General features: G+C 66.8%; 24 protein-coding genes. 13 read left to right on the forward strand and 11 right to left on the reverse strand.

The window, feature by feature from the left end; translation table 11 throughout:
- Positions 1 to 3: 3 nt before the first annotated feature.
- On the forward strand, positions 4 to 888 hold the full coding sequence (locus tag AC07M7_RS10525; RefSeq protein ID WP_495207336.1) for a LysR family transcriptional regulator: 885 nt from the start codon (positions 4 to 6) through the stop codon (positions 886 to 888).
- Between the two features lie 48 nt (positions 889 to 936).
- Here AC07M7_RS10525 and AC07M7_RS10530 read toward each other — a convergent pair whose 3' ends face one another.
- Positions 937 to 1,599 (reverse strand): TetR/AcrR family transcriptional regulator, encoded by a 663-nt coding sequence (locus AC07M7_RS10530; protein ID WP_495207337.1) that lies wholly within the window; start codon positions 1,597 to 1,599, stop codon positions 937 to 939.
- A gap of 76 nt (positions 1,600 to 1,675) precedes the next feature.
- Between AC07M7_RS10530 and AC07M7_RS10535 the strand changes: the two genes are divergently transcribed.
- The gene (locus AC07M7_RS10535; protein ID WP_136639620.1) at positions 1,676 to 2,371 is read left to right on the forward strand and encodes a DAPG hydrolase family protein; all 696 of its coding nucleotides are present in this window, start codon (positions 1,676 to 1,678) and stop codon (positions 2,369 to 2,371) included.
- Positions 2,372 to 2,383: 12 nt separating this feature from the next.
- Here the strand turns inward: AC07M7_RS10535 and AC07M7_RS10540 are convergent, their stop codons facing one another.
- Complete coding sequence (locus AC07M7_RS10540) at positions 2,384 to 2,800, reverse strand: VOC family protein (protein ID WP_495207338.1); 417 nt, start codon at positions 2,798 to 2,800, stop codon at positions 2,384 to 2,386.
- Between the two features lie 99 nt (positions 2,801 to 2,899).
- On the reverse strand, positions 2,900 to 4,003 hold the full coding sequence (locus AC07M7_RS10545; protein WP_426355170.1) for an alkene reductase: 1,104 nt from the start codon (positions 4,001 to 4,003) through the stop codon (positions 2,900 to 2,902).
- Positions 4,004 to 4,136: 133 nt separating this feature from the next.
- Between AC07M7_RS10545 and AC07M7_RS10550 the strand changes: the two genes are divergently transcribed.
- Positions 4,137 to 5,042, forward strand: a complete 906-nt coding sequence (locus AC07M7_RS10550) for a LysR family transcriptional regulator (protein WP_046982993.1) — start codon at positions 4,137 to 4,139, stop codon at positions 5,040 to 5,042.
- Positions 5,043 to 5,089: 47 nt separating this feature from the next.
- Here the strand turns inward: AC07M7_RS10550 and AC07M7_RS10555 are convergent, their stop codons facing one another.
- Complete coding sequence (locus AC07M7_RS10555; RefSeq protein ID WP_495207339.1) at positions 5,090 to 8,182, reverse strand: TonB-dependent receptor domain-containing protein; 3,093 nt, start codon at positions 8,180 to 8,182, stop codon at positions 5,090 to 5,092.
- A 212-nt stretch (positions 8,183 to 8,394) separates the two neighbouring features.
- Between AC07M7_RS10555 and frmR the strand changes: the two genes are divergently transcribed.
- The 5 genes from frmR (at position 8,395) to AC07M7_RS10580 (ending at position 12,731) form a co-directional block, all read left to right on the forward strand.
- The gene (gene frmR / locus AC07M7_RS10560) at positions 8,395 to 8,670 is read left to right on the forward strand and encodes a formaldehyde-responsive transcriptional repressor FrmR (protein WP_005411009.1); all 276 of its coding nucleotides are present in this window, start codon (positions 8,395 to 8,397) and stop codon (positions 8,668 to 8,670) included.
- A gap of 57 nt (positions 8,671 to 8,727) precedes the next feature.
- On the forward strand, positions 8,728 to 9,837 hold the full coding sequence (locus AC07M7_RS10565) for an S-(hydroxymethyl)glutathione dehydrogenase/class III alcohol dehydrogenase (protein ID WP_480982185.1): 1,110 nt from the start codon (positions 8,728 to 8,730) through the stop codon (positions 9,835 to 9,837).
- 8 nt (positions 9,838 to 9,845) lie between these two features.
- Positions 9,846 to 10,205: a YqcC family protein gene (locus tag AC07M7_RS10570; protein WP_046982996.1), complete on the forward strand. Its 360-nt coding sequence runs from the start codon at positions 9,846 to 9,848 to the stop codon at positions 10,203 to 10,205.
- A gap of 63 nt (positions 10,206 to 10,268) precedes the next feature.
- Positions 10,269 to 11,099, forward strand: coding sequence for an S-formylglutathione hydrolase (fghA, locus tag AC07M7_RS10575; RefSeq protein WP_495207340.1), 831 nt, complete (start codon positions 10,269 to 10,271; stop codon positions 11,097 to 11,099).
- 186 nt (positions 11,100 to 11,285) lie between these two features.
- Complete coding sequence (locus AC07M7_RS10580; RefSeq protein ID WP_447782553.1) at positions 11,286 to 12,731, forward strand: GGDEF domain-containing protein; 1,446 nt, start codon at positions 11,286 to 11,288, stop codon at positions 12,729 to 12,731.
- 29 nt (positions 12,732 to 12,760) lie between these two features.
- Here AC07M7_RS10580 and AC07M7_RS10585 read toward each other — a convergent pair whose 3' ends face one another.
- Positions 12,761 to 13,231 carry a hypothetical protein gene (locus AC07M7_RS10585; protein WP_495207341.1) on the reverse strand — a complete coding sequence of 157 codons (471 nt, stop codon included), beginning with the start codon at positions 13,229 to 13,231 and terminating at the stop codon, positions 12,761 to 12,763.
- A 5-nt stretch (positions 13,232 to 13,236) separates the two neighbouring features.
- Positions 13,237 to 13,683 carry a universal stress protein gene (locus tag AC07M7_RS10590; protein WP_046983014.1) on the reverse strand — a complete coding sequence of 149 codons (447 nt, stop codon included), beginning with the start codon at positions 13,681 to 13,683 and terminating at the stop codon, positions 13,237 to 13,239.
- A gap of 141 nt (positions 13,684 to 13,824) precedes the next feature.
- Here AC07M7_RS10590 and AC07M7_RS10595 point away from each other — a divergent pair, with 141 nt between their 5' ends.
- From AC07M7_RS10595 to AC07M7_RS10610, 4 genes are all read left to right on the forward strand, one after another.
- Complete coding sequence (locus tag AC07M7_RS10595; protein WP_012512076.1) at positions 13,825 to 14,742, forward strand: LysR family transcriptional regulator; 918 nt, start codon at positions 13,825 to 13,827, stop codon at positions 14,740 to 14,742.
- A 154-nt stretch (positions 14,743 to 14,896) separates the two neighbouring features.
- Positions 14,897 to 16,426, forward strand: a complete 1,530-nt coding sequence (locus AC07M7_RS10600) for an MFS transporter (protein ID WP_495207342.1) — start codon at positions 14,897 to 14,899, stop codon at positions 16,424 to 16,426.
- Between the two features lie 21 nt (positions 16,427 to 16,447).
- On the forward strand, positions 16,448 to 17,530 hold the full coding sequence (locus AC07M7_RS10605) for an HlyD family secretion protein (RefSeq protein ID WP_428710274.1): 1,083 nt from the start codon (positions 16,448 to 16,450) through the stop codon (positions 17,528 to 17,530).
- Positions 17,527 to 18,939 carry an efflux transporter outer membrane subunit gene (locus AC07M7_RS10610; protein ID WP_495207343.1) on the forward strand — a complete coding sequence of 471 codons (1,413 nt, stop codon included), beginning with the start codon at positions 17,527 to 17,529 and terminating at the stop codon, positions 18,937 to 18,939. Before AC07M7_RS10605 ends, AC07M7_RS10610 begins: the two co-directional genes overlap by 4 nt.
- 110 nt (positions 18,940 to 19,049) lie before the next feature.
- Here AC07M7_RS10610 and AC07M7_RS10615 read toward each other — a convergent pair whose 3' ends face one another.
- The 5 genes from AC07M7_RS10615 to AC07M7_RS10635 form a co-directional block, all read right to left on the reverse strand.
- Positions 19,050 to 19,388: a hypothetical protein gene (locus tag AC07M7_RS10615; RefSeq protein WP_005410998.1), complete on the reverse strand. Its 339-nt coding sequence runs from the start codon at positions 19,386 to 19,388 to the stop codon at positions 19,050 to 19,052.
- A 77-nt stretch (positions 19,389 to 19,465) separates the two neighbouring features.
- Entirely contained in the window at positions 19,466 to 20,407 is a 942-nt protein-coding gene (locus AC07M7_RS10620) for a DegV family protein (RefSeq protein WP_046983004.1), read from the reverse strand.
- A 95-nt stretch (positions 20,408 to 20,502) separates the two neighbouring features.
- Complete coding sequence (locus AC07M7_RS10625) at positions 20,503 to 21,135, reverse strand: 2-hydroxychromene-2-carboxylate isomerase (protein ID WP_495207344.1); 633 nt, start codon at positions 21,133 to 21,135, stop codon at positions 20,503 to 20,505.
- Between the two features lie 20 nt (positions 21,136 to 21,155).
- Positions 21,156 to 22,418: an amidohydrolase family protein gene (locus AC07M7_RS10630; RefSeq protein ID WP_495207345.1), complete on the reverse strand. Its 1,263-nt coding sequence runs from the start codon at positions 22,416 to 22,418 to the stop codon at positions 21,156 to 21,158.
- The gene (locus AC07M7_RS10635) at positions 22,418 to 23,827 is read right to left on the reverse strand and encodes an amidohydrolase (RefSeq protein WP_495207346.1); all 1,410 of its coding nucleotides are present in this window, start codon (positions 23,825 to 23,827) and stop codon (positions 22,418 to 22,420) included. The genes AC07M7_RS10630 and AC07M7_RS10635 overlap by 1 nt, the downstream gene beginning before the upstream one ends.
- 152 nt (positions 23,828 to 23,979) lie before the next feature.
- Here AC07M7_RS10635 and AC07M7_RS10640 point away from each other — a divergent pair, with 152 nt between their 5' ends.
- A complete protein-coding gene (locus tag AC07M7_RS10640; RefSeq protein ID WP_005414446.1) occupies positions 23,980 to 24,756 on the forward strand; it encodes an AMP nucleosidase in 777 nt (258 codons plus the stop codon).
- Positions 24,757 to 24,770 lie beyond the last annotated feature (14 nt).

Here is a 24,770-nt window from a genome sequence, read left to right on the forward strand (position 1 = left end):
ATCATGGCCGCTGACAATCTCTCCCACCTGGCTGCGTTCGCCGCAGTCGCCCGCCACCGCAGCTTCCGCCGTGCCGGCGCCGAGCTGGCGCTGTCGACCTCGGCGGTGAGCTATGCGATCCGCGCGCTGGAAGAACGGTTGGGGGTGGGCCTGTTCCATCGCACCACCCGCAGCGTGGCCCTGACCGAGGCCGGGCAGCGCCTGCTGGAGCGCCTGCAGCCGGCCTTGGGGCAGGTGCACGATGCGTTGGAGGAGATGAATCAGTTCCGTGCTGTCCCGGCTGGCCTGCTGCGCATCAACGCCACCCGCGCGGCGGTGTCGACCCAGCTGGGGCCGCGGTTGGCGCGCTTCCTGCGCGCCCATCCCGACGTGCGGGTGGAGCTGACCGAGAACGACGGCCTGGTCGACATCGTGGCCGAGGGCTACGACGCCGGCGTGCGCCTGCACGAGTTCGTGCCCGAGGACATGGTGGCAGTGCCTATGGGGCCACCGCTGCGCGGGCTGATTGTCGGCTCGCCGGACTATCTGCGGCGTCACCCCGCGCCACAGCATCCGCGCGATCTCGCTGCACACGAATGCATCCGCTTCCGCTTCGCCAGCGGGCATCTGTACAAGTGGCAGTTCGAGCGCGGTGGGCAGGCGCTGGAGATCGACGTGCCCGGACGGCTGACGCTGGGCGAGCAGGGCACCGTGGTTGGCGCGGTGCTCGATGGAATCGGCCTGGCTTACGTGCTGGAAGACACCGCGCGGCCCTACATCGAATCGGGCCAGATGGTGGCGGTGCTGGAAGACTGGAGCGAGCCGTTCGCCGGCTTCGCGCTGTACTACCCGAAGCAGCGGCAGATGCCCGGTGCACTGCGTGCGTTCGTGGATATGCTGCGCGAGTGAGTGCTGGTCTGCTCCAGTAGATCCACGCCATGCGTGGATGGCGCCACGCTACGGCGCCTGCAACACCGGCGCCAACAACGCCATGCACTCGCGCAGATGCACCTCTACCGGCGCATCCTCGGCCACCACACCGATCACGCGTTCGCGTAGTGGCTCGGCCACGGCCATCGCCAGGATCAGCCGTGCCATGCACGCGGCATCTCCCTCGCGCAGCAGCCCACACTGCTGCTGCCGTGCCAGCCAGTCGGCCAACAGCGCCCGGCAGCGCTCGATGCCGTTGTCCAGGTAGGCCTGCAGCAGCGCTTCCTTGCCGGGAAAGTCCGTCGCCAGCAGGCGGAACACCTGCACCGCCTGCGGCGAAAGCGCCTGTGCACACACTGCCTGCAGGATGACCTGCAGCAACGGCACGACCTCTTGGGCATTGCGCGCATCGCGCTGCAGCTGCGGCGCGAAGCCGTCGGTCCACTCGCGCACCGCCAACCCGACCAGTTCCTCGCGGTTGCTGGCGTGGCGGTACACGGTCTTCTTCGCCACCCCGGCATGCGCCGCCACCGCTTCGATGGTGGTGGCCTCGTAACCCTGTGCCAGCAACAGCTCCAGCGTGGCCTGCAGCACGGCGTGGCGGACTTCGGCTTCCGGCCGCGCAGGACGGCCGCGGCGGCGGGTCGGCGTTGAGGGCTCGGGCAGGGTGGTGCTGTTCATTGCGCCCATCTTACCTCATCCGGGTAATTGAGAAACGACGAACGTTTCCGTATTGTCGGGCATCCGAACCCCGTAGGAGACCTTCATGGATACCGCTGTGAACGCACGCGCCTGGCTGGATCACCACGATCTGCTCGACCCGGCACCGATGCATCTGGAAACCGGGATCCAGCGCCGGGAAGATGGCACCTTGCTGGTGGCGGTGCGCACTGACCTGCACGGTTGCAAGGGCCGCATGCTGGACTGGTGGTTCACCTTCTTCGAGACCACCCAGCACATCCGCTGGTGGCATCCAGTCGATCATGTCGAACATCGCGGCTGGGATGAGGCCTGGCAGCGCGGACGCAGCTATCACGGCGCCAGCATCCATGCCGTGGAATCGCTCGCCGACATCCCGCCGGTGGCGGCGCGTTTGAAGTTCCATGACCCGAGCACGCTGCTCGCACCCGAGCACCTGCGGGCGGCGCAGGAAGCAGGAGATGTGTCGGCGGTGATCGCCGCGCGCATCGGTTTTGGTGATCACGTGCGTCTGGATGCGCACGGTGATCCCTGCGACGGGCAGATGTTGCATGTGGCACGCGATACACCGTTCGGCTGCGTGCTGCGTAGCCGTTTCGTGCTCGGCCTGGACAGCACCGATCCGCAACGCGATGCCAGCGATGCGGTAGGCCTGGGCCTGCTCAAGCACTGCTACACGGAGTTCAGTTTTCTTTCCCGCCTGCTGCCGTCGCTGTACTACGGCGAGCGTGCCAACGGCGAGGCAGTGCCGTTGCCGTGGTGAACCACGCGCTGGTCATTCGAGCAACGCGTCGTAGCCTTCGCCACTGAACTGGATCAGGCAGAAACCGTGGCCGAAAGGATCGGCCAGCACGGCGATGCGACCCCAGCGATGTTCGCGCAGCGGCTGCTCGAGTGTTGCCCCGGCCGCAACCGCACGTGCCAACGCCGCTTCGATTTCATTCACCACCCAGTCCAGGTGCAGCGGCGTCCAATGGCGCTCGTAATCGCGCACGTCGCCGTCCTCGGTGGCGGCGCTGCCGGCCTCGTTCTGCAGCAGGTACAGCGGCGTTGGTCCGCCGAGCAGTTCCACTGCGCCCGGGCCGAGGCGCCGGCCGATCTGCAGGCCGAAGGCTTCGATGTAGAAGGCCTCAGCCACTGCAAGATCGGGAACGTCGAGATTGACGATGAATGATGCGGTGGGCGTATCCATGGGCGCATCCAGTGAATCCGGGCGGGCAGTGTACGCCCGCTGTGCGATGCGGCGCACCGGCGCTGTGCGGGTGCGGCCGCATCCACGCATGGCGGGGATCTACTGTGCGCGCGGGTAATCGAGATAGCCAGCTTCGCCGCCGCCGTAATAGGTGCCGCGATCGGGTATGGCGAGTGCAACATCGCGTTGCAGGCGCTCGACCAGATCTGGATTGGCGATGAACGGCTGGCCGAACGCGGCCAGGTCGATGGTGCCGGCCTCGACCAGTTGCAGGGCGCGCTCGCGGGTCATGCCACCGGCCAGGATCACGGTGCCACCGTAGGCCTGCTTGAACTGCTGCAGGAACGCTTCGCCCAGCACCGACTGCCCTGCCTGCAGGTTGTCGTTGAGATGCACATAGGCCAGCCCGCGCTTGCCCAGTTCCTCGGCCAGATACAGATAGGTGGCCTCGTTGTCGGGGTAGTACGGCATGTCGAAGGTGAGGTTGTTCGGCGCCAGGCGCACGCCGATGCGGTGGGCGCCGATGCGCTGGGCCATCGCGTCGACGGTCTCCAGGATCAATCGCGTGCGGTTGGGCAGCGAGCCGCCGTAGCGGTCCTCGCGTTCGTTGATGAGCGGGTTGAGGAACTGTTCGAACAGGTAGCCGTTGGCCGCATGCAGCTCGATGCCATCGAAGCCGGCGGCGATGGCGTTGTCGGCGCCCCGTGCGAAGTCGGCAATGATGCCCGGGATCTCTTCAGTGGCCAGTGCACGTGCCGGAGTGGGATCAGCATGGCCTCGGCTGCCATCGTCCAGATACACGAATGAGGTGTTCTTCGGCGCGCTGGCCACCGTGCGCGTACCCGCACTTACCGGTTGGCCGCCATTGGGCTGCAGCGAGGAATGCGACATGCGGCCCACATGCCAGAGCTGGGCGAAGATCGTGCCTTGGGCGGCATGCACCGCCTCGGTGACCAGCTTCCAGCCGGCCACCTGTTCGGCTGACCAGATGCCCGGCACGTCGATGTAGCCCTGGCCTTGCGGCGAGACCGGCGTGCCTTCGCTGATGATCAGGCCGGCGCTGGCGCGCTGCCGGTAGTACTGCGCGGTGAGCGCGTTGGCGATCGAGCCGGGATTGCGGGCGCGGGTCATCGGCGCCATCGCGATGCGGTTGCGCAGGGCGGCTCCAGCGAGGTCGTAGGGGTGGAAGAGGGCGGCGGTCATGTCGGTCATCTCGGTGCGGGGGAGAGGCGCCACAGGCGCGATGCACACAGGATGGAGTTGACATGCGGGCGCATAAAGCGCTTCGATCTCCCTTGGTGCGGGACTATTTGTCCCCAATGGGGGGGTGTAAGAGATGCTGCCGCTGGAATCCTTGAATGGCTTGGTGACGTTCGTCACTACCGCACGCTCGGGCAGCTTCACCGAGGCCGCCGATGCATTGGGCATCTCGCGCTCGGCCGTGGGCAAGGCCATCGCCCGGCTGGAAACACGGTTGGGGGTGCGCCTGTTCCACCGCACTACGCGGCGCATCGCACTGACCACCGATGGCGAGGCGTACTACGCGTCGTGTGCGGCGGCGCTGGAAGAGATCTCCGCGGCCGAGGCCTGCCTGGGTTCGGCCGGCCTGCCCAGCGGGCGGCTGCGCATCGACATGCCGTCCTCGTTCGGGCGGCTGGTGGTGCTGCCGGTGCTGCTGCGGTTGTGCCGGCAGTACCCGGACCTGCAGTTGACGTTGACCTTCACCGATCACTTTGTAGATCCGGTCGAAGAGGGCATCGACCTGCTGATCCGGTTTGGTGGGCTGCACCATGCCGAGCATCTGGTCGCGCGCCGGCTGGGTCGCCAGCGCCTGGTCACGTGTGCATCGCCGGCGTACCTGCAGGCACATGGCGTGCCGCGCACGGTGGAGGAACTGGCGCAGCACCGCAGCATCGTCGGCTTCCGCCATGGCCAGCCGGTCTGGTGGCGGATCGGCAGCGAGGAGGACGAGGGAACGTTCATCCCCAGTGCGCCGTATCAACTCAATGACGGCGACGCGGTGATCGAAGCGGCCATCGCCGGGCTCGGTATCTGCCAGATGCCTGTTTCACTGGTGCGTCGCCACCTGGAATCCGGTGCACTGCAATCGGTGCTGGACGAGCACATGCAGCGGCACATCGACATCCATGCGCTGTGGCCACCGACGCGTCACCTGCGGCCGAAGGTGCGCTACGTGGTGGATGAACTGACCCGGTTGGCGGGTGAGGGATTGTTCGATTGAGCGGGGCCCGGAAACCGGGCCCCGCCTGTGGAACCGCTGCGCCTGGCCTACTTGAAGTTGTAGCGCAGGCTGGCCATGTAGCGACGGCCCAGTGAATCCAGCACATACGGGAACGGCCCGATGTCGTCGCCTACGTTGATCACCGACAACGTCACGCGAGCGGCATCGGTGATGCGGTAGGTGACGTTGGCGTCCCAGGTGGTCCAGCTGTCTCGATAGAAGTACTGACGACTTTCCGGGGTATCGGTCATGGTGTACTGGGCGCGGCTGGTGTAGTTGGAGGCCACGCCGTAGTTCCAGTTGCCGATGCGGTGCTGTGCGGTCCAGCGGAACTGGCGCTTGGGCTCGTTGAAGCTGCCCGCCTGTTCGACGAACGGCACGTCCCGGTTCGCGGCCTGGCCACGGTTCTTCGGCATGTAGCCGTAGAAGTCCAGGTCCAGCACGCCGAAGCGCGACAGGTCCCAACGGTAGCCGACTTCGGCGGTCCAGCCACGGAACATCAGCACCGGGCCGTTGCCATACTCGGTCTTGATGCTGGTAGCCACGCCGGTGTTCGGATCACGCGTCACCAGGCCGCAGAAGCGGTTGGCATTGGGCACGTTGGCGGCATTGAAGTCGGCGTTGTCGAAGCAACCGGTGATGATGTCGTTGGCGCTCAGCGAGGTGATCACGTTGTTGATCTTGATGTCATACCAGTCGGCGGCGACGCGCAGGCCCGGGATCCATTCCGGCGCGAACACGATGCCGGCCGTCCACGACTTCGCCGTTTCGTTCTGCAGGCGGGTGCTGCCGTTGGTCGAGCCCAGCGTATTGGTCGGTTGCTGGCGGAAGGTATTCGGATCGGCGCCCGGGTAAGCGGCGAAGAATGCCTGGCAGTTGCGGCGACGCACCGCCGGATTGGAGCCGCCGCTGATATTGTCCAGCGAGCACACTTCCGGGATGTTGTAGTAGGCCGGCTGCTGGGTGGTGTAGAGCTCGGCGATGGAGGGCGCGCGCAGTGACTGGGTCTTGTTGCCGCGCAGCTGCAGGCCAGCGATCGGTTCGTACTGGATGCCGTAGGTGAACGCATTGAACGCGCCGGCTACGGAGTTGTCGACGCGGCGGAACTTGGCGGTCAGGTCCAGGCGATGCAGACCCGGGATATCCCAGTCGGGATTGAACAGCGGTGCCAGCACTTCAGCGAACACTTCGTTGGTGTGGTATTTGCCTTCCGCCGCCTGGGTCGGCACCGAGCGGCCCTGGCCCAGGCGCTGGTACTCGCTGGGGGTGAAGGAGCCTTCTTCGCGGCGGTGTTCGAAGCCGGCCGCCGCGGACAGCTCGCCGCCGGGAAGATCGAACAGGCCGCCGGATACCGATGCATTGATGACGGTCTGGCGAGTCTGCGCCTTGGCCACGGTCCGGGTGGAGACATAGTCCAAGGCTTCGCGCGACGCCTGGTTCTCGCCGAACAGGTTCAGCGGGCGGCAGTTCGCATCGGCCGTAGTACCCGGGCTCGTGGCATCGCAGATGATGCGGCCGCTGGCATCGGTGGTCACGTTGATCGCATTGATGAAGTTCTGCTGGATCAGGCCGGTGCCGAGGTAGTCGAAGTCACCACGGCCGTGGGTGACGCTGGCTTCCCAGTTGAAGTTGCGTTTCCCAACCTCGAACGCACCACTCAGGCCAAGCACCGCACGGGTCAGGCGGGTTTCGGTGCTGGCGTTGTTCATCGACAGGTCGCGCGAAGAACGCGACAGGCGGAACGAGGTGATGCCGTTGTCGGCGAGGATCTTGCGGGTTTCCGCACTGAGGAACGGATTGCTGGCACTGAAGGTCAGCGCGCCGCTGGCGGTACCGCCACCGTCCAGGCGCGCATTGCCGAAGGACACCGCGTTGTAGACGTTCTGGTCCAGGGTTTCGCGGGCGGTCGCTTCGTATCGCGAAAGCTCGAAGAAGCCGCGCACGTTGTCGGTGAAGTCGAAGCTGCCGGTGGAGAACACCGAGCGTCGTTCGAGGTCGGCGATCAACGGCACCGTCTCGAACAGGTTCAGGCCGTCACCGCCGGAGGCATTGCCGCCCACGTAGCTGGTGCCGGGGTTGAACTCGACCAGCTTGCCCTCATTGTTGAACTGCCACAGTTTGTCTTTGTTCGGGCCGAAGCCAAGGATGTCACCCAGGCCGTTGCGCGTGTAGCTGCCGGTGGCCGGCATCACCAGGCCACCGAAGGTCATGCTGGCAATGCGCCGGTTGCGGATCCAGACCTGGTCGGGGATGCCATCGCGGGGCCCGGTGTTGAACGGAATGCTGCCGTCGATGCGGCCATCATTGGTCGGACGGCGCAGGGGCTGGGAAGTGGCATTGGCCACCGTGGGATTGGCCTGCAGGCTGTAGCCCTGGCGGTAGAAATCACGTTGCAGCGCGTTCACACCGTCGGCGTTGTCCAGTTCGGCGGCCACCACGATGTGGCCGCGCCCATCAGCGAAGTCGGTACCGAAGATGGCCGACCAGGAGTAGCGCTCGTTGTCGTTCTTGCTGGTTCTACCGTAGCCCAGCTCGACTTCGGCGCCATCGAACTTGTCGCGCAGGATGATGTTGTTGACGCCGGAGATCGCATCCGAGCCATAGGTGGGGGCACCGCCCACGCTCAGGCTTTCAATGCGTTGCACCATGACGCTGGGGATGGCGTTCATGTCGACCTGGATGCCAGAGCCGCCGCCGGCACCAAAGATGGTGGGCGGGGTGGAGGTCACGAAGCGGCGCCCGTTGACCAGGGTCAGCAGGCGATTACTGCCCAGGCCGAATTTGCTGGCGAAGTTGACGCCGGCACCGAAGCCGGCCTGGTCGCCCCGCGAACTGACGCCCGCGCTGACGCCGGGAATCCGGGTTACCGCATCGATGAGGTTGGTATCGCCATAGTTCTCGATCGATTCGCGGCTGACTACCGCGGCCGGTTCCAGCGTGTCGAAGCCTGCGCGGTAGATGCGAGAACCGGTGACCGTGATCCGGTCCAGTTGTACGGGGGTCTTGGTGCTGCTGGCGGGCTCGGCCTTCTCTTCCTGCGTGGCGGCCTGCTGTGCCATGGCCGGTGCGGCGGCCACCAGCACCAATGCCGAACCCAGCGCGACAGACAAGCGACTGCGGGCGAACAACGGTCGGTACATGATTTCTCCCTGGCCACGCCAATGTGACTCAGGGATAAACGCAGAGGCGAACACGGCACCCTACGTCATGAAAAAGTAACAATTGAATCTATTTATTATTCATTCATATTTACGGGCTGATCTATCCCTGGAGCATGCTCCGCCAGCACGATATGGCCTCAATCGCTCGCCTGTGTATACTATCCCCCAGTATAGTTCCGAGCGAGTTCGCCATGCCGCACTCCCCCGAAGAGAAGAAGAAGGTCCTGGCCCGCGTGCGCCGCATCCGCGGCCAGTGCGATGCGCTGGACCGCGCACTGGAAGCCGGCGCCGATTGCGGGCCGGTGCTGCAGCAGATCGCCGCCATCCGTGGTGCGGTCAACGGCCTGATGTCCGAGGTGATGGAGGCCCATCTGCGCGAGGAGTTCGGCCAACCTGCGGCCTCCGATGAACAGCGCGCCGAACGCGTGCGCGACATGAGCGCATTGATCCGCTCGTACCTGAAGTAAGCGATGGCGCATCACCGCGCCGTGCATCCCGTTTTCCTTATGTCTGGAGAGTCCACCATGAAGTCCCGTGCCGCCGTCGCCTTTGGTCCCGGCCAGCCGCTGCAGATCGTCGAGATCGACGTCGCCCCGCCGAAGGCAGGCGAAGTGCTGGTCAGGATCACCCACACCGGTGTCTGCCACACCGATGCGTTCACCCTGTCCGGGGATGATCCGGAAGGCCTGTTCCCGGTGGTGCTGGGCCATGAGGGCGCCGGCATCGTGGTGGAAGTGGGCGAGGGCGTGACCAGCGTCAAGCCCGGCGACCACGTGATTCCGCTGTATACCGCCGAGTGCGGCGAATGCCTGTTCTGCAAGAGCGGCAAGACCAACCTGTGCGTCTCGGTGCGTGCCACCCAGGGCAAGGGCGTGATGCCGGACGGCACCAGCCGCTTCAGCTACAACGGCGAGCCGATCTACCACTACATGGGCTGCTCGACCTTCAGCGAATACACCGTCGTTGCCGAGGTGTCGCTGGCGAAGATCAACCCGGAAGCGAACCCGGAGCATGTCTGCCTGCTCGGCTGCGGCGTCACCACCGGCATCGGCGCGGTGCACAACACCGCCAAGGTGCAGGAAGGCGACAGCGTGGCGGTGTTCGGCCTCGGTGGCATCGGCCTTGCAGTGATCCAGGGCGCGCGCCAGGCCAAGGCCGGCCGCATCATCGCGGTGGACACCAACCCGTCCAAGTTCGAGCTGGCCCGCGAATTCGGTGCCACCGACTGCATCAACCCGAAAGACTTCGACAAGCCGATCCAGCAGGTCATCGTTGAAATGACCACCTGGGGCGTGGACCACAGCTTCGAGTGCATCGGCAACGTCAACGTGATGCGCGCGGCGCTGGAATGCGCGCATCGTGGCTGGGGCCAGAGCGTGGTGATCGGTGTGGCCGGTTCGGGCCAGGAGATCTCCACCCGTCCGTTCCAGCTGGTGACCGGCCGCAAGTGGATGGGTACTGCTTTCGGTGGTGTGAAGGGCCGCAGCCAGCTGCCGGGCATGGTGGAAGACGCGATGAAGGGAGATATCGAACTGGCCCCGTTCGTCACCCATACCATGGACCTGGACAAGATCAACGAAGCCTTCGACCTGATGCATGAAGGCAAGTCGATCCGTTCGGTGGTCCACTACTGAGCCGCGTCATGGGCTGGCTGGATGCCCTGCACCGGCCGCGTGCGGAAGACCCGCGCGCGGCCCTGGTGGCCCCGATCGAGCAGGCGTTGCGTGCGCTGGGCTGGGTAGTGGGGGAGGTGTGGCCACCGCGTGTGGTGACCTCGGCCTTCGGCAGCGACGATGGCATGCCGTTCGAGCAGTGGCTTGCGCAGGTATTCCTGCCACGCCTTTACGAGGCGCGCGCGGCCGGGCAGTGGCCGCCGCGCAGCGATGTGGCCGCGGCTGCCTATCGCAATCTTGATGGCCAGCCTGGCGTCGAATCGTTGCTGCGCCTGCTGGCGCAGCTGGATGAACTGATCAACAAAGGCATCCACGCCGCGCGTGGATAAGCCGACCAAGGTCGGCATCTACCAGAAGCACGCGTGCGCTCACGCGCCGCGCAGGAGAGCACCATGGAACGCATTGAACACCGCGCCTGTTTCGGCGGCTGGCAGGACGTCTACCGCCATCATTCGGCCACGCTGGGCTGCGACATGCAGTTCGCCGTGTACCTGCCGCCGCAGGCGGAGACTCGCAAGCTGCCGGTGCTGTACTGGCTGAGCGGGCTGACCTGCACCGAGCAGAATTTCATCACCAAAGCCGGTGCGCAGCGCTATGCGGCCGAGCACGGCGTGATCATCGTCGCGCCTGATACCAGCCCGCGCGGCGATGGCGTGGCCGACGCCGAAGGCTATGACATCGGCAAGGGGGCAGGGTTCTACCTCAACGCCAGCCGTGTGCCGTGGGCGAAGCACTACCGCATGCACGACTACGTGGCACAGGAGCTGCCGACGCTGATCGAAGCCAACGTCGCGGTGACCGATGCACGTGCGATCAGTGGCCATTCGATGGGCGGCCACGGTGCGCTGGTGATCGCGCTGCGCAACCCGGGGTGCTACCGCAGCGTGTCGGCGTTCTCGCCGATCGTTGCACCCAGCCACGTGCCGTGGGGGCAGAAGGCGTTCCATGCCTACCTGGGGGACAACCCGGCCGACTGGGCGCAGTGGGATGCCTGCGAGCTGATCGCAGTGGCCAGCGAGCGCCTGCCGCTGCTGGTCGACCAGGGTGAGGCGGACGAATTCCTTCAGACCCAGCTGCAACCGCAGCGCCTGCAGCAGGCCTGTGATGCCGCCGGCCATCCGCTGACCCTGCGCCTGCAGCCGGGCTACGACCACAGCTACTACTTCATCGCCAGTTTCATCGGCGAGCACATCGCCCACCACGCCCGCGCCCTCCACGGCTGACGGCTTTCCGGTAGTGCCGGCCGCTGGCCGGCAACCTGCAGCCCTGTGACTCCCTGGGACTGCCGGCCAGCGGCCGGCACTACCATGGCGGTGCACGTGGAGTGTCGTCTTGCCGCAGTGGATCACGCCGCTGTGGCGCGGGCAGGACTATCGTGCGTCCATACGGCCTTGCGGATCGGGGGATGCATGCCGGTAGTGCTGGCGCTGCTGTATGTGCTGTGCCATGGCCTGGTGCTGGCCCTGTGGCCGGAAGGGGCGGGTGCCGGCTCGTTCGTGTTCCTGACCGGCGCGCCCCTGTTGGCGGCTGCCGCCTGCCTGTGGCGGGCCCGTCGCGACCGCGCAGCACTGGGCTGGCGTGCAACCGCACTGGCGCTGCTGCTGTGGGCCGGTGGCATGGCCATCAACATGTTCGACGCACTGGGTGCTGGCCGTGCCGACATCACCCCGCAGGCCAGCCTGTTCCTGTACGTGCTGTATGGCGTGCCGATGGTGTTCATCCTGGCCCGTGCACGACGCGAGCGGCTGAGCATCAGCCTGATCGATGCAGCGATGGCGGCACTGCTGGGCGTAATGTTCTTCGTACATACGCAGTCGTTCGCCGACCGGGTCGAGATCGATCCTTTGGCGCTGGTCAGCATGCAGCGCATGTTCGATATCCAGAACCTGTGCATCGCCGGCTTCGCGGTGGTGCGCTGGCTGGCCGGCGACGTGCCCGAGCGGCGCAGCTTCTTCCGCGCGCTGGCGTTGTATGCGCTGGCCTACCTGCTGGTGGCCTATTACATCAACCATTACACCTCGGAAGATTCCTTCGGTGCCTACAACGACCTGCTGATCGACCTGCCGTTCCTGCTGCTGGCGTTGCTGGCGCTGAGCCGGGCACCGCTGCCGGGCGCCGTGCCTCACCCGCGGCTGGCGCGCACGGTGCAGGCGGCTGGCCCGATGATCCTGCCGCTGCTGCTGCTGGTGGTCGGCACGCTGGTGGTCGATCACGCGCGGCCGTTGGCGGTCAGCGGGTTCGTGGTGGCGACGCTGGGCTTCGGCCTGCGCAGCATCCTGCTGCAGACCGACCTGATGGAGCGGCAGGCGGGCCTGGACCAGCTGGCGCGGCAGGACGGCCTCACCGGCGTGGCCAACCGCCGCGAGTTCGATGCACTGCTGCTGGCCGAGTGGAACCGTGCGCGGCGTAGTGGCAGCGAGCTGGGCCTGCTGCTGGTGGACATCGATCACTTCAAGGCGTTCAACGACCAGCACGGCCATCCCGCCGGGGATCGCTGCCTGCAGGCCGTGGCCGCGGTGTTGAAGGCCATTGCCGGTCGCGGCGGCGACAGTGTTGCCCGTTATGGCGGTGAAGAGTTCGCGGTGATCGTGCCGGCAAGCCCGCTGTCCGGTGTGCTGGCACTGGCCGAACGCCTGCGCGAGGCGGTGGAAGTGCTTCCGTTGCCGGAGGGACGGGTCAGCATCAGCGTTGGTGTGGGCTACCTGCATCCGCCGGCGCTGGCCAGCGCTGATCAGCTGCTGGCCGATGCTGACGCCGGCCTGTATGCCGCCAAGCGTGCCGGCCGCAACCGGGTGGTCCTGCATGCGCATGTGCTTGATGACGAAGGCAGCGCACATGGCACGATCGACTGCTGAATGTCGTGGATCCGCATCCCTGCGCTGGGTCAGCGTTGCCGCTGCCAGCCGGCCGGGTCGAGCAGCCTCAGCCCGACCGGTGACAACGAGCGTTGCCGCAACGGCAGGTTTGCCGTCTGCACGGCCAGCGCACAGCGCGCCAGTTGCTGGCGCAACGGTGCCAGCGTGTCATCTTCGCGCGGGCGTGCATGCCGCCACTGGGCGATGCGCAGCAGGCAGACCAGCAGGTCCAGTTCGCTGGCCGCGATGAACGGTGAGCCGGCGGGCAACAGGTCGATCGAGGCGGTGGGCGTGGCCAGCAGCGGCAGCAGGCCGACGAACGCGTCGCAGCCTTCGGGATCAATACCGAGGCTGCTCAGCTGGGCGAGTCCATCGGCCTGTTGATCAGGATCGTGCAGCTGGCGTATCGCCGCCAGCAGTGCCTGTTCGCCACGGCCGAACTGGCGGCCGAAGGCGCGGTAGTTGACGCGGGTGGGAAACAATGGGGAACGGGAGGCCATGGTTGCTAGGGCTGTGGGTCGCGGGTTTCCACCAGTACGGGACAGGGCGCGTGGTCGATGGTCCATTGCCCTATCGAGGGTTCGAACAGGCGTTCCAGGCGGGACAGATGGCGGTGGCCGATCACGATCAGGTCGCATTTCAGGCGCCGGGCCTGGTCGCTGATCACTTCGCCGGGGTCACCTGAAGGAATCTGGGCGATGGCATCGACGCCGCGTTCGCGCAGCTCGGCCAGTGCCTCGGCAAGTATCGCTTCCGCCCGCGAGCGCTGGCGCGCGGCTTCGGGGTACTCGACGCGATCGGCGTCGCTGGCGTCGGCGGCCAGCGCGTACTCGGGGTCGAGCACGCACAGCAGGTGCAGGCGGCTGCGGGGGCCGGCAATGGCGGCGGCCAGGTCCAGCACGCGTGCGTGCTGGGGGCCACCGTCGAGGGCGACCAGCAGGGTAGTGAACATGGATGTCTCCTTTGCAGGCCAGGGATGGTCGCCGATGTCACCGCGCGCACCCATGCCGTGCGCGGCAGTCAATGAATGCGTCAAACGCACTTCATGCCAGTGGCGAGTGTCGTAGAGTCATCTGGTTTACTGGAGACTGTCATGCCCCTGCCGGACCTGAACCTGTTGTTGGCACTGGACGTGCTGATCGACGAATGCAGCGTGGCCGCCGCCGCGCGGCGGATGAACCTGAGCGCGCCGGCGATGAGCCGTACCCTGGGCCGGATCCGGACCGCGCTTGGCGACCCGGTATTGGTGCGCGCCGGCCGTGGGCTGGCTCCCACCCCGCGCGCACTGGAACTGCGCGAGCAGGTCCGTGATGTCATCGAGCAGGCGCACCGCGTGTTCAATGCCGGCCGTGAAGTGGACATGGCAACCCTGGAGCGGACCTTCAGCGTGCGCGCCAACGACGTGTTCATCGGCAGCTATGGAGGGCGGCTGCGCGAGGTGTTCCGCCAGCAGGCACCTGGCTGCATGCTGCGCTTCGTACCCGAGGGCGATACCGATGACGATGCGATGGTGCAGGGGCGGATCGACCTGTACATCAGCACCGCCGGCAAGCACAGCCCGGAAACCAAGGTGCAGCACCTGTTCACCACCTCGCTGCTGGGTGCGGCGCGCGCCGACCATCCCTTGTTCGATGGTGATATCAGTGCCGAACGTTTCGCCGCCTGCGACCACATCGCGGTGTCCCGGCGCGGCTTGGCGCACGGACCGATCGACGAGGAACTGGCAGCGCTGGGCCTGCAGCGGCGGGTGGCGGTGGTGATTCCCACCTTCCATGGCGCGATCTTCGCCGCTGCCGATTCGGATCTTGTGCTGCCGCAGATGCCGAGCGTGATGCTCGATCGCATCGCCCATATGGGCCTGCCGCTGCGCATGTTCCCGTTGCCAGTACCGGTGCGCACCGTGGCGCTGGTGCAGGCCTGGCACCCGCGGATGGACAACGATCCCGCCCACCAGTGGCTGCGGCGGGCGATCAAGAGCATGTGCGATTCGGTCGAGGCGGCTCGCCACTGATCGGCGGAAGGCGTGCGCCGGACGCACGCCTGGGATGCCGGTCACGCCATTTTTCGCAAGGTAACGGCTCCCTAGACTGCGCTCCCCGGAGTTTCACTGAGCGCATTCCAATGACCCCCAACATGCCGTGTACTGCACGGATCGGTGCCCGGCGATGAGTACGCCGGCCGCTGCTGTTCCGGCCACCGCAGCGCCCCGTCCCGCCGCCGCCCCCGGACTCGACCGCCGCGTCCTGGTCGGCTTGTGTGGCGTGCTGCTGGCGGTGCTGGTGTCGGGCTTCAACGAGAACATCACCAAGGTCGCCCTGGCCGACATCCGCGGTGCGATGGGTTTCAGCGTCGATGACGGCAGCTGGATTGTTGCCCTGTACAGCGCGATGTCGGTCAGCGCGATGGCCTTCGCTCCGTGGTGCGCCGCCACCTTCTCGCTGCGCCGTTTCGCGCTGGCGATGATCGGTGGCTTCATGGTGCTGGGTGTGCTGTGCCCGCTTGCCCCGAACCTGCAGACTTTCCTGCTGCTGCGCGCGCTGCAGGGTCTCTGCGGTGGCGCGCTGCCGCCGCTGCTGATGAGCGTGGCGCTGCGCTTCCTGCCGCCGGGCATCAAGCTGTATGGCCTGGCCGGCTATGCGCTGACGGCGACGTTCGGCCCGAGCATGGGCACGCCGCTGGCCGCGTTCTGGGTCGAGCAGGTGGGCTGGCACTGGGCGTTCTGGCAGATCGTGCCGTACTGCCTGGCCGCCATGGCGATGGTCAGCTGGGGTCTGCCACAGGACCCGCTGCGGCTGGAGCGCTTCGCCCAGTTCGACGGCGTGGGCCTGGCGCTGGGCCTGCCGGCGCTGGTGCTGCTGGTGCTGGGCCTGGTGCAGGGCCCGCGCCTGAACTGGTTCGACTCGCCGATGATCACCCTGATGATCGGTGGCGGTACCGGCTTGATGGTGCTGTTCATGATCAATGAATGGTTCCATCCGCTGCCATTCTTCAAGCTGCAGCTGCTGGCCAACCGCAACCTCAGCTACTCGCTGGTGACGCTGGGTGGCGTGCTGTTCGTGCTGCTGGCGGTAATCTCGATCCCGTCCGGCTTCCTGGCCAGCGTGCAGGGCTACCGGCCGTTGCAGACCGCGCCGATGCTGCTGTGGGTGGCGTTGCCACAGGCGATCGCGCTGCCGCTGGTGGCGGCGTTGTTGAACGTTCGCGCGGTGGATTGCCGCTGGGTGCAGGCCACGGGCCTGGCGATGCTGGCGCTGGCGTGCTGGTTGGGCTCGCATCTGGATGTGGCCTGGATCCGCGACAACTTCCTGTGGGTGCAGCTGCTGCAGGTATTTGCCCAGCCGATGGCGGTACTGCCGCTGCTGATGCTGGCGACCAACGGCCTGCCACCGCAGGACGGCCCGTTTGCCTCGGCGTGGTTCAACACGGTCAAGGGCTTCGCTGCAGTGCTCGCCAGCGGCGTGCTTGATGCCGTCGCCCAGGGCCGCCGTCATTTCCATTCCACCGTGCTGGTCGACCGCCTTGGCGAGCAACCGTGGCTGGCCGAGGGCCCGCAGCTGGGCGCGCGCCTGCATGCACAGGTACAGGCGCTGACCTCGGCCGACCTGTACTGGGTGGTCGCGCTGGTCGCGCTGGCCTTCATTCCCCTCATTGCCTGGATGCCCACCCGCATCCATCCGCCACGTGCCGTGGCCTGAACCTTTCGCAGGAACCCCCTCATGACGATCAATAGAACCACTCTCCACACCGGCCTGGGCCTGGGCGTGCTGGCCCTGGCCATCGGCGCCTGGCTGCTGCTGCGCGATGGCAGCCACCAGGCCACCAACAACGCGTACGTGGTGGCTGATTACACGTTGGTCGCGCCGAAGATTCCCGGCTTTGTCAGTGCCGTGGAGGTGGAGGACAACCAGTCGGTGAAGGCCGGCGACGTGCTTGCCCGCATTGACGACCGCGACTACCAGGTAGCACTGCAGGCGGCCCGTGCCGACCTGGCCAATGCCCGTGCACAGCTTGCCAACGCGCAGGCCGCGCTGGCCCAGCAGGACTCGCTGATCGAACAGGCCAGGGCCAGCGTCGATGTCAGCCGTTCCGAATTGACCTTGGCCAGTGCCGACCAGCAGCGTTACCGCGAACTGGCCCGTGACGGCGCCGGCACCGTACAGAACGCACAGCAGGCGCAATCGAAGCAGGCCGTGGCCAGTGCGCATCTGCAGCAAGGCCAGGCCGCGCTGTCGACCGCACGCCAGCGCACCGACATCCTCAGCGCGGGCGTGCAGGCCGCGCAGGCTGCGGTGCAACGCGCCGATGCGGCGCAGGCGCGCGCCGAACTGGATCTGTCGCACACCGTGCTGCGTGCACCGATCGATGGCGTGGTCGGTCGTCGCGCAGTGCGCGTGGGTGCCTACCTGACCCCGGGTACGCCGGTGGCTGCGGTGGTGCCGCTGAAGCGCGCCTTCGTGGTCGCCAACTTCCAGGAAACGCAGATGACCCGCATGCAGGCCGGCCAGCAGGTCGAACTGAAGGTGGACGTGTTCCCGGGCAAGCCGCTGCGCGGGCACATCGACAGCATCGCACCGGCGACCGGCGTCACCTTCGCCGCGGTAGCGCCGGAAAACGCCACCGGCAACTTCACCAAGGTGGTGCAGCGTATTCCGGTGAAGATCGTGCTGGAGCCGGGTCAGCCGCTGCTGGAGCAGCTGCGTGCCGGCATGTCGGTGGAAGCCAGCGTTGACCTGGGGAGCGGCACGCGTGCGCAGAGTGCGCAGCGCGAACAGGGCCACAAAGGCGAGGAGGGTGCATGAGCGCGGTCACCGTGTTCCGCACCTTCGTTGCGGCCAGCGTGTGCACGGTCCTGGCTGCCTGCATGATGGGGCCGGACTTCGTGCGCCCGCAGGCGGAACTGCCCAGCGACTGGCAGGGTGAGGCCGTCGCCGGCAACGCCATCGACCAGGACGCGGCCTGGTGGGCCGGCTTCGATGATCCACTGCTGGGCCAGCTGGCCAGCCAGGTGCTGGCGGCCAACCTGGACCTGCAGCTGGCGGCCAACCGCGTGCAGCAGAGCCGCGCCGCACGCGGCATCACTACCGCTGATCGCCTGCCCAGCGTCAGCGCGAGCGCCAGTGGCGTGCGCGCACGCAACAGCGAAGTGGGCCTGAATGATCCATCCGGTAATGGCGGCCGTGATGACTATGGGCTGTTCCAGACCGGTATCGGCCTGAGCTGGGAACTGGACCTGTGGGGGCGCGTGCGCCGACAGGTGGAAGCGGCCGATGCACGCGTGCAGATGGCGGAGGAGGATGCACACGCGGTGCGCATTGCGCTGCTGGCGGAAACCGCGCGTGACTACCTGCAGCTGCGTGCGACACGGCAGCTGCTGGCGATCACCGAGGACAACCTCAGCATCGCCCTCGACATGAAGCGCCTGACCGAGGCACGCCAGCAGCAGGGCGTTGCCAGCACGCTGCAGGTGTCCAGCGCGTCCGCGCAGGTGGCATCGCTGCAGGCACGCATCGCGCCGCTGCGGCATCGTGAATCGCAGTTGCGCAATGCGCTGGCGTTCCTGCTGGCCCAGCCGCCGCAGGCGCTGTACGCGCAGCTGCAGGATGCACGCCGTGACTGGCCAGCGTTGCCGACCGTAGCGGTGGGGCTGCCCAGTGAACTGGCCGAGCGTCGCCCGGACATCCGTCGTGCCGAAGCGGCACTGCATGCGGCAACGGCCGGCATCGGCGTGGCCAAGGCCAGTTTCCTGCCGCGCATCACCTTGAATGGCGACGCTGGCTTCCAGGCCAAACAGCTGGATGATCTGGACGGCTGGAACGCGCACCGCTTCAGCATCGGGCCGTCGATCAGCGTGCCGATCTTCCAGGGCGGCCGGTTGAAGGCCAACTTGGCGCTGAGCAAGCTGCAGCAGCAACAGTCGTCGCTGCAGTTCCGCCGCACCGTGCTGCAGGCCTGGCATGAAGTGGACGACGCCATTGATGGCTACAGTGCCGAGCAGCAGCGCACGGTGCAGCTGCACGTGGCGGTGGATGAGAGCGAAACCGCACTGGGTACGGCGCGCCGGCAGTACCAGGCCGGTGTGGTCGACATGCTGGATGTGCTGACCACCCAGCGCATTGCGCTGGACAACCAGGCCGCGCTGGCCAAAAGCCAGGCCACCGCCGCGATCGCGCGGGTGGAGCTGTACCGCGCGCTGGGCGGTGGCTGGTAGGGAAATGGAAACGCCGGGCCATGCCCGGCGGTTCGTCGGTAGTTGCCAACCTTGGTTGGCAGCTTTTTTCAGAAGCGCCAACCAAGGTTGGCATCTACCAGAGCATGGCCTCAACGCACGTCGCGCAGCTCCCAGTGGCTGCCGGCGAGCAGGCGCAGGCGCTGCTTGAACACGTCACTGTCGATGCGGGTGGTGGCGACCAGGTTGATGCGCAGGTCCTTCTGCTCGCCGGTCACGGTGGCCTCCGGATCGGTCACGCCCCACTGCGGTTCCACCGCATCCGGGTCGGGCTGCTTGGCTTTCCAGCGCTCGAACAGCGTGCCGCTGCGCAGGGCATCCTGCAGTTCTTCGGCGAAGCCGGCCGCACCCTGCGAATGGAAGGACAGGTCGGGGTCGTTACCGCGGGCCTTGGACGGGTCGGGCAGGCTGATGTGGTACTGCGCAGGCATGGAGTTCTCCTTGAAGTGTGGAAAGGCTGGCACAGTCGCGGTGGAATCGATGTGCAGATGCCAGCCTGCGTTGGCCCTCATTCAAACCGATGCGGCCCATCGGCGAAGCCCACGGTGACCGCGCCCTTGCCGACGTTGACCATGCCGGTCAGGCTCATCACCGATTCGTACACGGTCACGCCATGGGTGGCGCAGATTTCCTTCAGCTGCGCGTAGCCGGGCAGGGTGCGCAGCTCGTCCAGCTCGCCGCCGTAGCTGACGCACACCGTGGGTGTCATCAGCCCGGCGCGCACGCGCTGGCCGACCACCGCGAACAGCTTCTGCACGGCGTTGTCGAAGCCCTTGATCTTGGCCACCGGCCCGGTCTCGCCGCGGTAGCCATGCAGCACCGGCTTGATGTCCAGCGCGCTGCCCAGTGCGGCGCTGAGCAGGCCGACACTACGGTCGCCCTTGTGCCGCGCACGCGCGCGCATGTAGTACAGGTCACGGGTGACCATGTAGCCGTGTACGTTGCCAGCCAGTTCCTCCAGCCGCTCGCGGATCTGCTGCACGCTGGCGTTGCTGTCGCGCAGGCGCACCGCTTCCACCGCCGTCACCGCCTGGGCGGCGAACAGGTTCTGGGTGTCGAGCACGCGCAGCGCGAACGGCGAGTTGTAGCCGGCCGCCTGACGCACCGGCTTGTAGTCGTTGAGGATGGCGAAACTGGCCTGCAGCGCGTTGTCGTGGATCGGGCTACGGGTCTTGGTGATGGTCATGCAGAACACGTGGTCGTAATCGATCACCAGCTGCTGCAGGAACAGGTCGCGGATCTGGTTGACGCTGAAGGGAATGGTCTCCGCTTCAGCACCGTGCTCGGCCACATGCGCATGCAGGAAGCTCAGCGTAGCCTGCTCATCGCGGTGATCGGCCAGCACCGCTTCGCCGATCCGTACGGTGATCGGCAGCAGCACGATGTTGTGTTCGGCAATGAAGGCCTGCGGCAGGTCGCAGGCCGAGTCAACGACGATTCCGATGCGCATCCGCGGCTCCCCCTCCAGGGCGGTTGTAGGTTCGGAAACGTGAAATCTATCTCAAATCCCAGCCAGGCGCGCGAGGGAAACGCGCCACGCCCTGTTCAGCGACTGCGCTGCACCGCCACCGGCAGGCTGGCCAGGCGCTGCCATTCGGGCTGCTGCAGCAGGCCAGGATCGGCCAGAACCGCGGCCATCAGCGGGTGGGCGTCGTTGCCCCAGAACAGTTCCCCGTCGATGGCCAGGGTCGGCACACCGAACACGCCGGCGCTGATCGCGGCCTCGGTATTGCGCCGCAACTGCTCCTTGACCACCGGTTCGGCGATGGCCGTGGCGACATCATCGATGCCCAGCCGGGTGCCGGGCTCGCGCAGCGCCTCGGCGCTGTCGGCGGCATTGCCGTCGCGCCAGATCCAGTCGAACAGCACGTCCACCGCCTGCGCGCTGGCGCCGGCGGCCAGGCACAGGCGCAGGGCGGACAACGGGTTGAACGGATGACCCGGCGGGAAGCGCAGCGGCGTGCCCTCGGTCTGCGCGGTCCACAGCAGCTGGCGGTAGATGAAGCGCCGCTTGGCCGGAATCTCCGCGGGTCCGAGGTTGCCCAGGTGGTGCAGCACCGCACCGAAGGCGATCGGCACGGTCTGGATCTGCGCGAACTGCGGCAGCTGCTTCAGCTTCTGCCAATGCAGGTAGGAATAGGGCGAGATGAAATCGAAATACCAGCGCAGTGTGGCCATCGGTGTGTCCTCGTGTGCGGTCAGGGCTGCGCGTTGCGCTGCAGGTAGCGGTCGCGCAGTTCGGTCTGCCGTGAGCGCATCGGCATTGCACGACCACCCAGCCAGACCTGCTCGGCATAGTGCGCCACGTCCAGCGGGTCGCCTTCCCACAGCACCAGGTCGGCACGCTTGCCGGGTTCGATGCTGCCAATCTGGTCGGCCACGCCGAACGCCTGCGCCGGTACCCGGGTCAGGCCGGCCAGGCCATCGGCCCAGGGCAGGCCATTGGCCACCGCATTGCCGGCCAGCTGGCGCATCTTGCGTGCATTGTGGCTGGCGTCGCCGCGCTGCACGAAGGAGACCGCTACGCCGGCACGCTGCAGGCGCGCAGCGTTTTCCAGGGTGGCACCGATCTGGTCGAAGCTTGCGGGCAGATTGGACAGTACGTCGACGAACACCGGCACGTGCGCAGCGGCCAGTTCCGGGGCCACCTGCCAGGCTTCGCTGGCACCGGCAATGGCGATCTTCACTTTCTCGCGGGCGGCCCAGCGCAGCAGCTGGCGGATGTCGGCGGCACGGTCCACTTCCACCACGATGCGGCCCTGGCCGGCCAGGTAACGGCTGAGCGTGCGGCGCCCGGCGGGGGTCAGCAATGCATGCGGCGAGTCCGCAGCCACTTGGCCACGCGCCTCGTCGATCATCTGCTGCAGCAGCATCCACTGTGCGGCGCGCGAATGACCGGTCAGTTCTGAGGCCGCTGCGCCGATGCGCAGGAACAGCGCGCGCGGACCGATCGGGTCGATGCTGCCATCCAGCCGCATCACGCCGCCCTGGCCCGCCACGAAGCCACCGCCGGTGGCTGCCCCCAACGCAGTGAAGCCGATACCTTCCAGCCGCGTGACCGGAATCAGCACTGAGGCTGGGTTGTAGGCGAGGGTGACGTCGAATTCCGGCCGCAGCGGTTGCTCGCCGATCTTCAGCGAACTGTCCACCGTGCTGGATTCACCGGAAACTTCTTCGATGCCGGTCTCGGTGATGCCGCCGAACAGTGCAGGCGTCAGTGGGCGGCCATTGGCCTCGACCACGGTGGCGCCGGCCGGTGCCGACAGGCCGTTGCCCACCGCGCGGATGACGCCACCCTGCACCAGCACATCGGCATTCTGCAGGCTGCCGCGCGCGCTGGCGGTATGCACCGTCGCGTTGCGCACCAACAGGTCCTGCGCCGAGGCTGCGGCTGTCATCAACAACAGCGCAACCAAGGTAGCGCCGGGCCATGCCCGGCGGCGCTTGTTCAACACGCCCATCAGCGCACCTCCTGGCCAAGCTGGAAATCGGAACGCGGCGTTGCTTGCGGCGCGTTGCGGTCGTACAAGCGTCGGCCATCGACGAAGACCTGCTCGGCCAGTGCGTACGAACTGAAGGGATTTCCATTCCACACCACCACGTCGGCCATCTTGCCGGCCTCCAGGCTGCCGGTCTGGCCTTCGATGCCCAGCGCCTTGGCGGCGTTGGCGGTCATCCAGGTGATGGCACGTTCGGGCGTGATCTCCGGCATGCGTGCGCGTCGCGCGGAGGCCATCACCTTGGCGGCTTCCTGGTTCAGGCGCTGGATGCCCTCGGGTGAATCGGAGTGGACGATGGCGCAGCTGTTTTTCGGGCGGTCGACCAGCGCGATGTTCTCCGGGATACCGTCGAAGGCTTCCATCTTGAAGCCCCACCAGTCGGCCCACAGCGCACCGCAGACGCCGTCGGCAGCCAGCCGGTCGGCCAGCTTGTAGGCCTCCACGCCGTGGTGGAACGCAGCGACCTTGAAACCGAACTCCTTGGCCAGGTCGAGCATGGTGGCCATCTCGTCGGCGCGGTAGCAGTGGATGTGCACGCGGATGTCGCCTTCGATGGCGCCGGCCAGCGTGTCCAGCTTGAGATCGCGCTTGCCGCCGGCATCACCGGCACTGTCGCCCTTGTCACTGCCGAACCAGCCCTTGCGCTTGGCCGGCTTGGGCTTGTTCTTGGCGATGTAGTCGGCGGCATCGATGAAGGCGGCGCGATAGCCGGCCACGTTGCCCATGCGCGTGGCCGGCGTCACGCCCTTGCCTTCGCCGTAGACCCGCTTGGGGTTCTCGCCGCAGGCCATCTTCAACCCCCACGGCGCACCGGGGAATTTCATGGCCTGGTAGGTGATGGCCGGGACGTTCTTCAGGGTCACGCCGCGGCCGCCGACCAGGTTGGCCGAGCCTGGCAGCACCTGCATGCTGGTCACGCCGCCGGCCAGTGCGGTGGCGAAGCCGGGGTCCTGCGGCCACACCGAGTGTTCGGCCCAGACATTGGCGGTGACCGGTGCGGTCATCTCGTTGCCGTCGCTGTGCGCGCCAACCCCGGGGCTGGGGTACACGCCCAGATGCGAGTGCACGTCGATCAGGCCCGGGGTCACCCACTTGCCCTGCGCGTCGATGCGGGTGATGCCGGCGTCGGCCTGCAGCTGGCGGCCCACGGCGACGATGCGGCCATCGCGGAGCAGCACGTCGGCGTTGTCCAGCCGCTGGCCGGTGCCGGTCAGCACGGTGGCGTTCTGGATCAGTACTGGCGCATCGGGATGGGCCTGGTAGGTGCTGGGGTAGGGATCGGCGACGAAGCGCGAGACGCCCACTGCCGGTGCCGTGCTCAATGAAAGCAGCGCCAATGCCACCCCGGCGTGCAACAACGTCGATGCCATGCAGTTCCCCTCGCAGCGTAGTCCAGCCGCCGACGCTAGCCGGGCGGTGGCGTGCTTGCCAAGTGACCTTCTTCACATGGTGGCATGCGGCTGCTCGACGGCATCGCCCGGCTGGCCGAAAATAGCCGGTCCCCCGCCGTACCGGACCGTCCATGAAGAGCAAGCAGGAAATCGTCGACAACTGGTTGCCGCGCTATACCGGCGTACCGCTGGACCAGTTCGGCCAGCACATCCTGCTGACCAACTTCGGCGGCTACCTGCATACGTTCTCGGAGCTGACCGGTGCGCCGGTCATCGGCCTGGACCGGCCGATGGCCAGTGCCACCATCGATGGCATCACCATGATCAACTTCGGCATGGGCAGTCCCAATGCCGCGATCATCATGGACCTGCTGTCGGCGGTGATGCCCAAGGCGGTGCTGTTCCTGGGCAAGTGCGGGGGCCTCAAGCGCAAGAACCAGCTGGGCGACCTGGTGCTGCCGATCGCGGCGATCCGCGGCGAGGGCACCTCGGGCGACTACCTGCCGCCGGAAGTACCGGCGCTGCCGGCCTTCGCGCTGCAGCGTGCGGTCTCGACCATGATCCGCGACCTCGGCCACGATTACTGGACCGGCACCGTCTACACCACCAACCGCCGGGTATGGGAGCACGACGAGGCCTTCAAGGAGCGGCTGCGGGCAATGCGCTGCATGGCCATCGACATGGAAACGGCTACGGTGTTCGCCGCCGGCTTTGCCAACCACATCCCCAGCGGCGCGCTGCTGCTGGTTTCGGACCAGCCGATGATCCCGGACGGGGTCAAGACCGAGGCCTCCGATGCCAAGGTCAGCTCCCAGTTCGTGGAAAACCATATCCAGATCGGCATCGAGGCGCTTAAGCTTATCCGGCGCAACGGCAAGTCGGTCCGCCACCTGCGCTTCGACGAATGATGATGAAGGCCGGG

This window comes from Stenotrophomonas sp. GW821-FHT09E08, assembly GCF_059416125.1.